At 74.7% G+C, this 14,116-nt stretch carries 7 protein-coding genes and 2 pseudogenes; 3 read left to right on the top strand and 6 right to left on the bottom strand.

Annotation, left to right across the window (positions count from 1 at the left end):
* Positions 1 to 272: 272 nt before the first annotated feature.
* A pseudogene (locus ACZ4SV_RS05130) lies at positions 273 to 1,817 on the bottom strand (sensor histidine kinase); the annotation flags it as partial.
* A gap of 327 nt (positions 1,818 to 2,144) precedes the next feature.
* Here ACZ4SV_RS05130 and ACZ4SV_RS05125 point away from each other — a divergent pair.
* Positions 2,145 to 5,519, top strand: a complete 3,375-nt coding sequence (locus ACZ4SV_RS05125) for a pyruvate carboxylase (protein WP_468002468.1) — start codon at positions 2,145 to 2,147, stop codon at positions 5,517 to 5,519.
* 116 nt (positions 5,520 to 5,635) lie between these two features.
* On the opposite strand, the gene ACZ4SV_RS05120 is transcribed toward ACZ4SV_RS05125, so the two are convergent.
* The 5 genes and pseudogenes from ACZ4SV_RS05120 to ACZ4SV_RS05100 form a co-directional block, all read right to left on the bottom strand.
* Positions 5,636 to 6,604, bottom strand: a complete 969-nt coding sequence (locus ACZ4SV_RS05120) for an SMP-30/gluconolactonase/LRE family protein (protein WP_468001524.1) — start codon at positions 6,602 to 6,604, stop codon at positions 5,636 to 5,638.
* Positions 6,605 to 6,895: 291 nt separating this feature from the next.
* Positions 6,896 to 7,357: a hypothetical protein gene (locus tag ACZ4SV_RS05115; RefSeq protein ID WP_468001522.1), complete on the bottom strand. Its 462-nt coding sequence runs from the start codon at positions 7,355 to 7,357 to the stop codon at positions 6,896 to 6,898.
* Between the two features lie 143 nt (positions 7,358 to 7,500).
* Positions 7,501 to 8,721 (bottom strand): carbohydrate-binding protein, encoded by a 1,221-nt coding sequence (locus ACZ4SV_RS05110; RefSeq protein WP_397945428.1) that lies wholly within the window; start codon positions 8,719 to 8,721, stop codon positions 7,501 to 7,503.
* 134 nt (positions 8,722 to 8,855) lie between these two features.
* Positions 8,856 to 11,012, bottom strand: a pseudogene (locus ACZ4SV_RS05105) (glycoside hydrolase family 31 protein); the annotation flags it as partial.
* A 633-nt stretch (positions 11,013 to 11,645) separates the two neighbouring features.
* Complete coding sequence (locus ACZ4SV_RS05100; RefSeq protein WP_468001520.1) at positions 11,646 to 12,494, bottom strand: SDR family oxidoreductase; 849 nt, start codon at positions 12,492 to 12,494, stop codon at positions 11,646 to 11,648.
* 137 nt (positions 12,495 to 12,631) lie between these two features.
* Between ACZ4SV_RS05100 and ACZ4SV_RS05095 the strand changes: the two genes are divergently transcribed.
* Together ACZ4SV_RS05095 and ACZ4SV_RS05090 are read left to right on the top strand one after the other, a co-directional pair.
* The gene (locus ACZ4SV_RS05095) at positions 12,632 to 13,504 is read left to right on the top strand and encodes a helix-turn-helix transcriptional regulator (RefSeq protein ID WP_468001518.1); all 873 of its coding nucleotides are present in this window, start codon (positions 12,632 to 12,634) and stop codon (positions 13,502 to 13,504) included.
* Between the two features lie 225 nt (positions 13,505 to 13,729).
* Positions 13,730 to 14,110, top strand: a complete 381-nt coding sequence (locus tag ACZ4SV_RS05090; protein ID WP_365877845.1) for a hypothetical protein — start codon at positions 13,730 to 13,732, stop codon at positions 14,108 to 14,110.
* The last annotated feature ends 6 nt before the right edge of the window (positions 14,111 to 14,116 follow it).

The raw sequence follows: 14,116 nt of genomic DNA, 5'->3' as shown, positions 1-14,116 counted from the left end.
GAGGGCACGGCCGCCTGGCCGCCGGGTGCGGGGTGCGCGGAGGGTACGGCCGTCTGGTCGCCGGGTGCCTGGTGCGGGGAGGGTACGGCGGCTCGGGCGCCGGGTGCGGGGCGGGACGGGGACGCCGGGGGGCGCGCGTCCGCGGCCCGGGCGTCCGGCGTGTGGGCCGTGCCCTCGCCGCCGTCCCACGCGGTGCCGCGCACGGGTGTGGCGGCGAGGCCGTCCGGCACCGGCGCGTGCGAGGCATCGACCGAGGGGTTGGTGTTCGGGGTGCTGGGCCCGTCACCGGCCGGTGTGGTGGGCGCGGCGCCCGGTCGGCCGCTCGTCGGGGCGGCCGGTGTGGCACCGGTGCCGCCGCTCGTCGGGGCGGCCGGTGTGGCGGCTGAGCGGCCGTTCGGCGGGCTGGACGGGCGGACGGCCTGGCGGAAGCTGCTGAAGCGGGCGACGCGGGTCCTGCTCTCCTCGGCCGTCGGCGCGGTGCGGGACCCGGTGCCGGACGCGGACCGGGCGCGCTCGGCCTCGGCGAGCGTACGGCCCCGGCGCCGCTTGGGCAGCCCGGCCGGGCCGTGTTCCGGCGGGGGAGCGGACTCGGGGGCGGGGGCCGCCTCGGCGGCCGGTGCCGGTGCGGGCGAGGCGCCCGGGGAACGCGGGGCGGCGGCGGGCGGCGCGGCCACGGCCGCGGCCGGGCTGCTCAGGATGTCCTGCGGGACGAGCATCAGCACGCCCGTGCCGCCGCGCGCCGACGGCCGGAACGACACCTTCAGCCCGTGCTTGCGGGCCAGCCGGCCGACCACCGCGAGCCCGAGCCGGGTGCCGGTCAGACCGCCCAGCTCGGAGGCGTCTCCGGAGACCGCCCGCTCGGCGCGGCGCAGTTGCACCTCGCCCATCACCAGGCCGCTGTCCTCCACCGACACGATGACCCCGGCCGGCACCTCCTCCACATAGACGTGCACCTCGGCCGTCGGCGGCGAGAAGTTCGCCGCGTTGTCGAGGAGTTCGGCGAGCGCGTGCATCACGCCCTCGGCGGCGTGCCCGGCGACGGCGGTCTCGCTGACCGAGTGCACCCGCACCCGCCGGTAACCGGCGATCCGGCCCATCGCGCCGCGCAGGATCGACTCCATCCCGATCGGACGCGCCCAGCGGCGGCCCGAACGCGCCCCGGTGAGCACGGCGATGGAGTCCGCGAGCCGGCCGGCCTGCGCGGTGCGGTGGTCGAGGTGGAGCAGATCGGCCAGCACGTCCTCGTCGGTGTGCCGGTCCTCCATGGCCCGCAGGTCGGCGAGCGTGGCCGTGGCGAGCGCCTGCATCCGGGCGGCGGCGTTGGAGGTCGCGGAGATCGCGGCCGCCCGCTCCCGCCGGGCCCGCTCCGCCTCGGCCGCCAGCCGGGCGTTGTCCTGCCGGAGCCGTTCCAGCTCCCGGGCGCCCTCCGCCGCCAGCCGGTCCCGCTCGGCCGCGAACGACTCCGTGAACTCGGCCCGCTGCCGGGCGAGTTCGTCGATGAGCCGGTGCTGCTCCTGGCGCGCCTCCTCGGTCGTACGGGCCTGCTGCTGGAGCAGCCGTCCGATGTCCTGGGTGACCTCCTCCAGCCGGCGCCGGGCGTCGCGCGCGGTGCGCCGGGCGTGCGCGGCCGTGGCCACCGCCACGCTGAGCAGGACCGCCGCCGCGGCCCCGCCCCGGACGACGGTGGTGTGCGCCGGCCCCGGTGCCACCGCCACGGCCGCGCAGACCGCGAGCGCCGACAGCACACCGGTCACGGCGAGGGCGGAGACGAACGTACGGAGGGTGGGTCGGTCGCCGGGTTGCGTAGGCGCGGTCATCGGTCCGGTCTGGTCCTCATACGGCTGGGAGACGTGACACTGCAGGTGAAGTTGCGGTCACTATACGAGAATTCGTGATCCAAATAGAAAGAGTCCAGGCATCTTCCCGAAAGCGGACGGTCGGTCAGGCCGGGAAGCCCGGATCCGGGCACGGAGCAAACGGGGCGAAGATCACCTCTCGGTGATCTGTGGCGCCGCACACCCTGTCGGTGTGACGGTTTTCGCACCGTGCCCCCTACGGTCAGACCCTAGGGTGTCCGCGAGTACGGCAGGGCGGGCCGACACCAGGGTGTTCGTCGCCGGGCAGGCAGCTGAAGGGAATCCATGATGTTCCGCAAGGTGCTGGTCGCCAACCGTGGAGAGATCGCCATCCGGGCGTTCCGGGCGGGCTACGAACTCGGCGCGCGCACGGTCGCCGTGTTCCCGCACGAGGACCGCAACTCGCTGCACCGGCTGAAGGCCGACGAGGCGTACGAGATCGGCGAGCCGGGCCACCCGGTGCGGGCCTACCTCTCCGTCGAGGAGATCGTGGCCGCCGCCCGCCGGGCCGGCGCCGACGCCGTCTACCCGGGCTACGGCTTCCTGTCCGAGAACCCCGCGCTGGCCCGCGCCTGCGAGGAGGCGGGCATCACCTTCGTCGGGCCCGGCGCGGACACGCTGGAGCTGACCGGCAACAAGGCCCGCGCGGTCGCCGCCGCCCGCGCGGCCGGCGTGCCCGTCCTCGGCTCCTGCCCGCCCTCCACCGACGTGGACGAACTGGCGCGCGCCGCCGGGGACATCGGCTTCCCCGTCTTCGTCAAGGCGGTCGCGGGCGGCGGCGGACGCGGGATGCGCCGGGTGACGGACCCGGCCCGGCTGCGCGAGTCCATCGAGGCCGCCTCCCGCGAGGCCGCCTCCGCCTTCGGCGACCCGACCGTCTTCCTGGAGAAGGCCGTCGTCGAGCCCCGCCACATCGAGGTGCAGATCCTCGCCGACGGCGAGGGCGGGGTCATCCACCTCTTCGAGCGCGACTGCTCGGTGCAGCGCCGCCACCAGAAGGTCATCGAGCTGGCCCCGGCGCCCAACCTGGACCCGGGACTGCGCGACCGGATCTGCGCCGACGCGGTCCGCTTCGCCCGCGAGATCGGCTACCGCAACGCCGGCACGGTCGAATTCCTGCTGGACCGCGAAGGCAACCACGTCTTCATCGAGATGAACCCGCGCATCCAGGTCGAGCACACCGTGACCGAGGAGGTCACCGACGTCGACCTGGTCCAGGCCCAGCTCCGCATCGCCGCCGGCGAGACCCTCGCCGACCTCGGCCTCACCCAGGACGCCGTCACCCTGCGCGGCGCCGCCCTGCAGTGCCGGATCACCACCGAGGACCCCGCCAACGGCTTCCGCCCGGACACCGGCCGCATCAGCGCCTACCGCTCCCCGGGCGGCTCCGGCATCCGGCTCGACGGCGGCACCACCCACGCCGGTACGGAGATCAGCGCGCACTTCGACTCGATGCTGGTCAAGCTCACCTGCCGGGGCCGGGACTTCCAGGCCGCCATCGGCCGGGCCCGGCGCGCGGTCGCCGAGTTCCGCATCCGCGGCGTGGCCACCAACATCCCGTTCCTCCAGGCCGTCCTGGACGACCCGGACTTCCAGGCGGGCCGGGTCACCACCGCGTTCATCGAGCAGCGCCCGCAACTGCTCACCGCCCGGCACTCCGCCGACCGCGGCACCAAGCTGCTCACCTACCTCGCCGACGTCACCGTCAACAAGCCGCACGGCGAACGGCCCGGCCTGCCCGACCCGCTGACCAAGCTGCCGCCGCTGCCCGCCGGCGCACCGCCCGCCGGATCCCGGCAGCTCCTGGCGGACCTCGGCCCCGAGGGCTTCGCCCGGCACCTGCGCGACTCGCCGACCATCGGCGTCACCGACACCACCTTCCGCGACGCCCACCAGTCCCTGCTCGCCACCCGGGTGCGCACCAGGGACCTGCTCGCCGTCGCCCCGGCCGTCGCCCGCACCCTGCCGCAACTGCTCTCCCTGGAGTGCTGGGGCGGCGCCACCTACGACGTCGCGCTGCGCTTCCTCGCCGAGGACCCCTGGGAACGGCTGGCCGCGCTGCGCGAGGCGGTGCCGAACATCTGCCTGCAGATGCTGCTGCGCGGCCGCAACACCGTCGGCTACACGCCGTACCCGACCGAGGTGACCGACGCCTTCGTGCGGGAGGCCGCCGCCGGCGGCATCGACATCTTCCGCGTCTTCGACGCCCTCAACGACGTGGAACAGATGCGCCCCGCCATCGACGCCGTACGCGAGACGGGCACGGCGGTCGCCGAGGTGGCCCTCTGCTACACCGCCGACCTGAACGACCCGGCCGAACGGCTCTACACCCTGGACTACTACCTGCGCCTGGCCGAGCGGATCGTCGCGGCCGGTGCCCACGTCCTCGCCGTCAAGGACATGGCCGGACTGCTGCGCGCCCCCGCCGCGGCCAAGCTGGTCTCGGCGCTGCGCCGCGAGTTCGACCTGCCGGTGCACCTGCACACCCACGACACCGCGGGCGGCCAGCTCGCCACCTACCTCGCCGCGATCCAGGCCGGCGCGGACGCGGTCGACGGCGCGGTGGCCTCCATGGCCGGTACGACCTCGCAGCCGTCGCTGTCCGCGCTCGTCGCCGCCACCGATCACTCCGACCGGCCCACCGGCCTGGACCTCCAGGCGGTCGGCGACCTGGAGCCGTACTGGGAGGGCGTGCGCCGGATCTACGCGCCGTTCGAGGCGGGCCTCGCCGCGCCGACCGGCCGCGTCTACCACCACGAGATCCCCGGCGGCCAGCTCTCCAACCTGCGCACCCAGGCCGTCGCCCTCGGGCTCGGCGACCGCTTCGAGGACATCGAGGCGATGTACGCCGCCGCCGACCGCATCCTCGGCCGCCTGGTCAAGGTCACCCCGTCCTCCAAGGTGGTCGGCGACCTGGCCCTGCACCTGGTCGGCGCCGGGGTCTCCCCGGACGCCTTCGAGGAGACCCCGGACCGGTTCGACATCCCGGACTCGGTGATCGGCTTCCTCCGCGGTGAGCTGGGCACCCCGCCCGGCGGCTGGCCGGAGCCGTTCCGCACCAAGGCACTCCGGGGCCGGGCCGAGGCCAGGCCCGCCCCCGAGCTGTCCGCCGAGGACCGCGAGGGACTGGCCAAGGACCCGCGGGCCACCCTCAACCGGCTGCTGTTCCCCGGCCCGGCCCGCGAGTTCGACACCCACCGGCACAGCTACGGCGACACCAGCGTGCTGGACAGCAAGGCGTTCTTCTACGGCCTGCGCCCCGGCAAGGAGTACGCCGTCGACCTGGAGCCCGGTGTCCGGCTGCTGATCGAGCTGCAGGCGATCGGCGAGGCCGACGAGCGGGGCATGCGCACGGTGATGTCCACGCTCAACGGGCAGCTTCGGCCCATCCAGGTCCGGGACCGGGCCGTCGCCTCCGACATCCCGGCGACCCAGAAGGCCGACCGCACCGACCCGGGCCAGGTGGCCGCCCCGTTCGCCGGAGTGGTGACCCTGGCCGTGGCCGAGGGCGACGAGGTCGAGGCGGGCGCCACGGTCGCCACCATCGAGGCGATGAAGATGGAGGCCGCGATCACCGCCGCGAAGGCGGGCCGCGTCTCCCGGCTGGCCGTCCACCGCGTCCAGCAGGTGGAGGGCGGCGACCTGCTGGTGGAGATCGCCTGACCCACGACCGCCGCCCGGCACGTCCGGCGTGACCTGCCCGCCCGGCCCGCCCGGCCCCGCCCGGCGTGCCGGGCGGGCCGGGCGCGCGGCCCCGCCGCGGCCGGCCGGCGCCTCGCCTACAGCCGGCCGGAGGGGTACCGCAGCCGGGCCAGGACCAGGTTCGGGGCCCGCCGGGTCCGGTAGGCGGCGCTGGGCACGTAGACCGTCCGGCCGCGTACGGCGACGGAGGTCGGGCCGGACAGCCCGTCCGCCTCGCCGAGGACGGCCGCGCGGCTGCCGTCGCGCCCGACCAGCACCACCTGGCCGCCGTCCAGCGCGGCCAGGACGGTGCGGCCGGTGCCGGCGAAGCAGAAGTCGTCGACGCCGTCGAGTCCGGTCGCCCGGGTCTCCGGCGGACCGGCGGAGCCGTCGTCGCGGACGGGGAGGCGCAGCAGCGTGCCCCGGTCGGAGTTCGACACCCACACGGCGCCGCGGTGGACCTTGACGCCGTTGGCGCCGAGGCTGCCGGCGCGGGACGGCTCCAGCTCCGTCCGGCGGGCCCAGGCGACCGCCGGGCCGCCCGACCCGGGCACGCGCCAGACGGTGCCGCGCACCGAGTCGGCGACGTAGAGCACGCCCCGGCGCTCGTCCAGGGCCAGCCCGTTGGGGAAGCCGTCGGCCGGCAGCCGGGCGATCCGCACGGGCGGGCCGCCGCCGGGGGAGAGGCGCCAGATGCCGGTGGCGCTGGTGCCGGTGGCGTAGTTGACGTACAGCGTGCCGTCGTGGGCGCGGGCGATGCCGGTGACGACGGCGCGGCGCAGACGGGGCGTGGCCGGGTGTGCCACGACCGGCAGGGTCGCGCGGGTGGTGGTGGTCCCGTCGAGGCTCACGTGGGCGACCGTACGGGCGTACGCGAAGGTGAGGTCGGCGGAGCCGTCGGGTTCGAGCGCGATGTTCTCGGCCGTCTGCCCGGCGGCCGGGTCGAAGCGGGCGACGATGCGCGCGTCGGTGACGGGCGGCTCGGGGCCGGCGGCGGGCGCGGCGGCGACGAGGCCGAGCGCGAGCGCGGCCGTGGCGGCACCGGTCAGGCGGGGGCGTCGGGGCATGTGACCTCTTTCCGGTCGGCGCGCGGGGCGCCGGCGTGCGGGGTCACACCAACATGAGGGCGGCGGGCCGCCGGTGGCGGGAGCCGGGCCGCGGGATCGCCCGCGCGGACCACGCGGGCCCGCCGGGCGGCGGTGCCGGGGTGCCGGCCGGCCGCACCGGTGTCTCAGGGGCGTCGGGCCCCGGCCGCACTGGTGTCCCAGGAGCCGTCGGGCCCCGGCCGCACCGGTGTGCCGCGGACCGCCGGGCCCCGGCCGCGTCCCGCGGGACGGGCGGCGCGGGGCCGGGGCGGGTCAGTCCCAGAGCGGGTAGGTCATGACGTGCCGGTAGCCCGCCGGGCGGTCGCCCGGGTAGGTGAGGCTGATCCGGGTGTAGTGCCGCAGGCCGGGGTGGTTCCGCCACGGCTCCGGGCCGTCGAGCCGGACGGTCACCGGGTAGGCGCGGAAGGTGCCGGCCGCGCAGTACGGCCGGCAGTCGTTGACCACGTTCGTCCCCACGGCCGTCGCCTCGCCCCGGTTCCACTCGGACCAGCTCAGGTCGGTGAGGCGGCTGTTGCCGTCGCCGCAGGCCAGCAGGAAGTCGCCGGGGCGGACCGTGCGCTGCCACCGGCAGTCGACCAGGACGGGCCGCGCCGTGTGGCCGTGGCGGGACGGGGCGGCGCCGGCCGGCGCACCGGCCGAGCCCGTGGTCACGGCCGCCGTCAGCAGGGTCCCCGCCGCCAGGGTGACCGCCGTTCTCACCAGTGATCCGCGCATGGCCGCTCCCGCCCGTCGTGCTTGGTCCGACCGCGTGCACCCGACGCTACGACCGTCCCGCCGTTCGCACCAGTCGCGCAGGTCGGGCCGGGTGCCGGCGTCCCGGCGCCGGGTGCTCGCGGCAGGTCAGGACCGGTGCGGGCTCAGCAGGCGCCCTCGTCCTGCCAGGGTCCCCACTGCGAGGCGCCGGGCGTCTCGTTCTGGGTCCACCACTTGGCCTTCCAGTTGTGCTTGCCGTAGGAGACCTCGGTGCCGGAGGTGTACGCCGTCGCCGCGCTCCAGGCCGGCTTGCAGGAGCCCGGGGTCGGGGTCGGCGTGGGAGTCGGCGTGGGCGTGGGCGGGGTGGTCGGCGGGGTGACGCCGGCGAACTTCACCGAGTACTTGGCGAAGTCCCAGGGGCTCTGCGCCACGCTGGAGCAGGTGCCGGAGGTGCGGCCGCCGTTGTCGGGCGGGCTGCACTGCCGGTCGCGGTTGAGCGACCAGAACGTGAACCGGTCCATGTGGTGGCCGGTGGCGTAGTCGAGGACGGTCTGGAAGTCGGCCTGCGTGAAGTACTCGCCGGTGTCGCTGCGGCCGTTCATGCCCGAGAAGCCCTCGTGGGCGTAGGCGGTCGCCTCGTCCCAGCCGAAGGTGGACTGCAGGACCGCGTTGAACTTGGTGAGCGCGCTGGTCTGGCTCGCCGCGTTGTTGAAGCCGCCGTCGAACGGCATGATGGAGAAGTTGTTCGGGGTGAAGCCCTGCGCCTTGGCCTCCAGCAGCATCTGCTTGCCGAACCAGCCGGTTCCGTCCGCCGTGCCGGCCGTGGTCACGGAGACGTACAGACCGGGGTTGTTCTGCTGGAGGATCTTCGCCGCGCCGATCTCGTTGTGGATGGCCGCGGTGTTCTCGTACTCCGGCTCCTCCAGGTCGAAGTCGATGGCGTGCAGCCCGTACTTGGTGATGACCTGCTGGTAGGCCGCCGCCGTGGCGGCCGGGTCCGCGCAGGCCTGCCCCAGCTTGGTGCCGCCGTAGCCGCCGATGGAGACCGAGACGTCGCCGCCCTTGGCCCGGATGGCGTCGATCACCGACCGTACGGCGGTGTCCGAGCCGACCGGTGCCGTGCCGTCCCAAGTCGGTGTGCAGCCGCCGCCGTTGGGTGCCAGGACGAAGGCGAGCTGGAACGCCTTCAGACCGGTGGCGTCCATGATGGCACCCGCGTCCGGCGGGTCGTTGTCCTGCGGCATCAGGTAGGGAGCGGCGGCGTACCAGCGGTTGTCGAGCGCGGTGGTCGCGCCCGAGGCGTTGCCGGCGAGCAGCGCGGTGGCGCCGGCCGCGGCGAGGGTGACGGCCGCCGCCGCGCCCAGACATGCCCGAAGACGTCTCATGCGTGCCTCCAGAGGATGGGGACCCCGAACGGGGAGCCCCACCCTCCGGGAGCTGTTGCGGTCACGTCAATAAGTTGGACTAGACCAACCGAGTCTTTGGACTAGACCATACGATTCCTTTACCTCCGGTCGACCAGTCGCAGGGTGAAGCCCCGGTCGAGCGGCAGCCGCGGGGTGAGCACGGTCGTCACGCGGGTGTCCGCGTCGTACGACCAGGCGCCGGCCGGCAGCGGACGCCCGTCGAGCAGCACCCGGGCGGGCGTCTGGGTGCCGTGCACGGTGAACCGGTACGCCCGCGCGTCCGCCTTGCCCGTGTACGCGCCCCGGCTCGCGCCGGCCGTCACGGTCGTGCCCCGGGCGTCGGCGCGCACCGACACCGGCTGCGTGGCCGCGGCGCCCCGGGCGAAGTCACGCGTCACGCCGTCGTCCTCGTACAGCGTGTAGCGGCTGGTGCCGCGCGCCGCCGGGTACAGGTCCCAGTCCAGCTCGTGCCGGTCGCGGGTCTGCCAACTGGTCGTGCCCTTCGGCCACATGGGCACGATCGCGCCCTCGCGCACGAACAGCGGCAGGGTCTCCAGCGGGGCGTGGTAGCCGTCCAGCGTCACCGGGCCCTCGTAGGTGCGCCCGGTCCAGTAGTCCGTCCAGGTGCCCTTCGGCAGATAGATGCCGTCGCGGGTGTCGGAGTCCTCGTAGACCGGCGCGACCAGGAAGTCCGGACCGGACAGGAACTCGTACTTCGCCGCGGGGCCCAGGGTAGCCGGGTCGTCCGGGTACTCCAGCCACAGCGGACGCACCGCCCCCACTCCCGTCTTCGCCGCCTCGGCGGAGAGCGTGTACATGTACGGCAGCAGCCGCTCCTTGAGCTGGAGGTACGCGCGGTTGACCGAGGTGTACGGCTCGCCGTCGCGCCACGGCTGCTGGTCGGCGGGCTTGCCGGTGGTGAGGTCGCTCGCCCAGCCGTCCATCGTCATGACGGCCGGCAGGAACGCCTTCCACTGGAGGTCGCGGGTGTACATCTCGGCGTCGTGGCGGTAGATGCTGCCCACGTCCCCGGTGTTGTAGGCGATCCCGGACATCGTCGCGCCGGCGTAGGCCGGGATCTGCCAGCGGATGTAGTCCCAGGACAGCTTCTGGTCGCCGCTCCACAGCACCCCGCAGCGCTGCGCGCCCGCCCAGGACACCGGCAGCCACACGAAGCCGCGGGCGTCGCTGTTGTCCTCGATGCCCTTCTTGGCGGCGTCGCAGGCGTCCAGTGCGAACTTGTAGCCGTTGCCGACCCAGGCCACGTCCAGCTTGGCCACCCGCTGGCCCGCCCTGACCTGCTCGGCGAGCGTGCCGATGCCGTCCTGGGTCCACAGGCCGAGCTGGGCGTGGTGGTCCTGGAGGCCCTTGGCGGTCTGCTCCAGGTTCTCGTACCCGCAGCCGTAGCCGTCGTTGACCAGCATCCAGCCGAGCGGCATGCCGTGCTCGGTGTAGCCGTCGGCGACCTTCAGCGCGTCCAGGGTGTGCCGCTCGCCCCGGTTGGCGTTGTGCAGATAGCAGTCGGAGTCGCCCGGCTCCAGGCCGTACACCGGCGGCATGAACGGCCTGCCCGTCAACGCCGTGTACTTCCCGATCACTTGCTTGGCGTCGCCGAGGAAGTAGTAGGCGTCGAACCGCCGTTCCTGCTGCCCGGTCGTCACCGGCGAACCGAAGGTGTACACGCCCGGTGCGAAGGTGTTGCGGAAGACGCCGTAGCCCGCGCTGGAGAGGTAGAACGGCTGGGAGTTGTTGTAGCCGCCCTCGTTCCAGTCGAAGCTGTTGGCGACGTACACCGTCCGGCCGCGGTGCGAGAAGGAGCCGTTCTGCTCGCCGCCGCCGAAGAACTGCTCGCCGGCGCCGCGCGCGAGGCTCTGCCGCATCCCGCCGGTCGACCAGCGCAGCGGCCGGTCCTCCTGCCAGATCCGGGTGCGGTTGTCGGGCCGGTACAGCCCGAACCGCAGCGGCTTCTTGTACACGCGCAGCACGGCTCCCGGCGCGCGGACGCCGTAGTAGTCGCCGGCGTCGAAGGACGAGGTGCGCGGCTGGAGGGCCGGCCGCTCGCGCACGATCGCGGTGCCGGCCGGGTCGCTCAGCGCGCCCGACGGGTCCGCCTGGAGCCGCAGCCGGCCGTCCGTCAGGAAGTCGGCGCGGGCGGTGAGGGCTCCGGCCCCGACGGTGTAGCTGCCGTGGCCGCCCGAGAAGGACGTGAGATCACCGGCGTCCGTGGTCCGGGGCAGGTAGGCGGTGCCGGTGAAGGAGCCGTCGTGCACCTCGTACGGCACGACGAGCACGTGGTACGTCCCCGAGGCCCGCGGGATCACCGTGGCCTCGGGGTCCGCGGTGCCCGCGGCGGACGCCACCTGCTTGCCGTGGTCGTCGTAGACGTACAGGTCGAAGTCGTCCGAGGGGTGCTCCCAGGCGATCGACAGCGGGACACCGCCCTCGGGGTTGTCGTCCCAGTAGCCGTCCGGCACCGAGACGGTCAGGTCGAAGCGGTCGCACACCCTGCCGTCGGGGTCGTCGGCCGCGGCGGGGCACTTCTCGGGGCCGGCGCCGGTGCCCCGGGCGTAGACCGGGCTCTGCCAGCCGGCGCGAGTCTGCGCGGGATCGAGTACGGCGCCGGAGGCGGTGGCCGCCGCCTCGGCGGGTGCCGGACCGGCCAGCACGGTCGCGGCCAGGGCGGTCGCCAGCCCCAGCGGTACCCAGGCCGGCCACGGCATCCGATGTCGGAGTCTTCGCACGGCGGAACAGCTCCCCTCGCACCTTTGCGGATTGACTGTCCTGACGAGATTGCTTGGAGACGCTCGAAACGAGCCTCAATCGAGCAACTTCACGCACGAAGCCTCGGGGGTGGCACAGGTACATGTCAATACCGCGGGGCGGTCACCGCGCCGGCGCGGGGCTCAGACGATGCCGCCGTTGGCGCGGACGACCTGGCCGTTGACCCAGTGGCCGGCCGGCGAGGCGAGGAACGCCACCACCTCGGCGATGTCGGCGGGTGTGCCCAGCCGCTCCAGCGGGGGCTGGGCGGCCAGCCGGGCGACCGTCTCCTCGTCCTTGCCGTCCAGGAACATGTCCGTGGCCGTGGGGCCCGGGGCCACCGCGTTGACGGTGACGTCCCGGCCGCGCAGCTCCCGCGCCAGCACCAGGGTGAGCGCCTCGACCGCGCCCTTGCTCGCGCTGTAGGCGCCGTAGGACGGGAAGGCCAGGCCCACCACGGAGGTGGAGAAGGTGATCAGCGCGCCGCCCGGGCGCAGGGCCCGGGCCGCCTCCCGGGCGACGACGAAGGTGCCGCGGATGTTGACGCGGTGCAGCTCGTCCAGGTCCGCGAGGTCGAGTTCGGCGATCGGCGCGAGCAGCATCCGGCCCGCCGTGTGCACGACGACGTCGACCCCGCCGTACTCGGCCTCGGCGGTCCGGAACAGGGCGGCGACCTGCTGCTCGTCGGCCACGTCGGCGCGGACGGCGACCGCCCGGCCGCCCGCCGCGGTCACCTCCTCGACGGCGGCGCCGGCCGCCTCCTGGTCGCCGCCGTAGCCGACCACCACGGCGTACCCGTCGGCGGCCAGCCGCCGCGCCGTCTCCCGGCCGATGCCGCGCGAGCCGCCGGTGACGACGGCGACGCGGGCCGGGGGCCGCGTTCCGGCCGGCCGCGGGGTGGCCTCCGGTGCCGTGGCGGCGGGCTCGTGGATGGTGGGTTCTTGGGTGGAGGTGGCGGGCTGCTGGGCCGGGGTGGAGTCCTGCGAGGTCATGGTGGGTTCCTGCCGGTCGGAGGGGTGGTCGGTGCCCCTCCAGCGTGGGCCGGGCGCCGGACGCGGGCCAGGGTTGTCCGCACCCTGGGGCCGGCAACCCCTGGCTCCGCGGGCGCGCGGGCGTGACCATGGGGAGCGTGAACCATTCGGAGCTGGCCGCATTCCTGAAGTCCCGGCGTGACCGGGTCCGCCCCGCCGACGCCGGTCTGCCCACCGGACCCCGGCGCCGGGTGCCCGGCCTCAGGCGCGAGGAGGTCGCCCAGCTCGCCGGGCTGTCCGCCGACTACTACACGGAGCTGGAGCGCGGCCGGGGCGCCCAGCCGTCCGGACAGGTGCTGGCCGCGCTCGCCCGCGCCCTCCGGCTGAGCGGCGACGAACGCGACCACCTCTTCCACCTGGCCGAACGCCCGCTCCCGGCCACCGCGCACGGCCCCGCGGCACACCCGCAGCCCGCCCTGCTCGGCCTGCTGGACCGGCTCACCACCACGCCCGCCCGGATCATCACCGACCTGCACGAAACCCTCGCGCAGAACGCGCTCGCCGTCGCCCTCCTCGGTCCGGCACCGCTGGGACGCGGACTCGACGGCAGCTTCGCGTACCGCTGGTTCACCGACCCGGCCGCCCGCGCCCTGCACCCGGCCGAGGACCATCCGCACCACTCCCGGGTGTTCGCCGCCGACCTCCAGGCGGTCGCCGCCCGGCGCGCCAGGGACGCCGACGTGACCCAACTGGTGGCCGCGCTGCGCCGGCACAGCGAGGAGTTCGCCGCCCTCTGGGAGCAGCGGGACGTGGCCCTGCGCCGCACCGAGCGCAAGCGGATCGTGCATCCCTCGCTCGGCGTCATCGAACTGGACTGCCACAACCTGTTCAGCGAGGACGGCCGGCAGCGCCTGCTGTGGTTCAGCGCCCCGCCCGGCACCGAGGGAGCCGCCCAACTGGAGCTGCTGTCCGTGATCGGCACCCAGGACCTGGCACCGGGCGGGGACCGGCTGGGACACCGGCCCGGCTGACGGCCCCGCACACCGGCATCGCTGACGGTCCCGCACACCGGCATCGCTGACGGTCCCGTACCTCGGCATCGCTGACGGGCCTCTGCTGCATTGGCAGCACGGAAGTCACCGGGTCGGGGGACCGGGACGCCGCCCGGCGGGCCGGGCCTGCCGGCCGGTGTGACGATCACGGCAAGGTGACACGGCGATTCCGGCCGTCACCACAGCCGGTAGGAGGACCCCACGATGAACCCCACTCTCACGCGCCTGTGCGGCGTCGGCGCCGCGGTGGCCACGGGCGCCGCCGCGCTGCTCGGCACCGGCGCCGCTACCGCCGAGGCCGCCGGCCGCGCCCACTGCGATCGCGCCGAACGCCCCATATGGAGTGAAGGGCCCAGCCGTAACCTGACCGCCCGCCACTGCGACGTGCCGGACCAGGACCACCGCTGGTACATCGTCGAGATCGACACCCTCGTACAGCCCCACCACAAGAACGACTACGTGGACGGAGGCGTCGAGCGGACCGGCACCCTGCACGACAAGATCATCAGGTGCCTGGGCTACACCACCGACGAGGACGAGGTGGACTGGTTCGGCTGCGTGCCCCGCCTGCGGGACGCCTCCTGACCGGGT

The sequence above is a fragment of the Streptomyces sp. NPDC027672 genome, assembly GCF_055566335.1.
The sequence above is the reverse complement of the archived record's forward strand: the minus strand, read 5'-3'. Positions and strand labels throughout refer to the sequence as shown.

Excerpts from the sequence above, each read along its gene's own strand:
- ACZ4SV_RS05125 (WP_468002468.1), top strand. The coding sequence starts at position 2,145 with ATGTTCCGCAAGGTGCTGGTCGCCAACCGTGGAGAGATCGCCATCCGG.
- ACZ4SV_RS05120 (WP_468001524.1), bottom strand. The coding sequence starts at position 6,604 with ATGCCCCGACGCCCCCGCCTGACCGGTGCCGCCACGGCCGCGCTCGCG.
- ACZ4SV_RS05115 (WP_468001522.1), bottom strand. The coding sequence starts at position 7,357 with ATGCGCGGATCACTGGTGAGAACGGCGGTCACCCTGGCGGCGGGGACC.
- ACZ4SV_RS05110 (WP_397945428.1), bottom strand. The coding sequence starts at position 8,721 with ATGAGACGTCTTCGGGCATGTCTGGGCGCGGCGGCGGCCGTCACCCTC.
- ACZ4SV_RS05100 (WP_468001520.1), bottom strand. The coding sequence starts at position 12,494 with ATGACCTCGCAGGACTCCACCCCGGCCCAGCAGCCCGCCACCTCCACC.
- ACZ4SV_RS05090 (WP_365877845.1), top strand. The coding sequence starts at position 13,730 with ATGAACCCCACTCTCACGCGCCTGTGCGGCGTCGGCGCCGCGGTGGCC.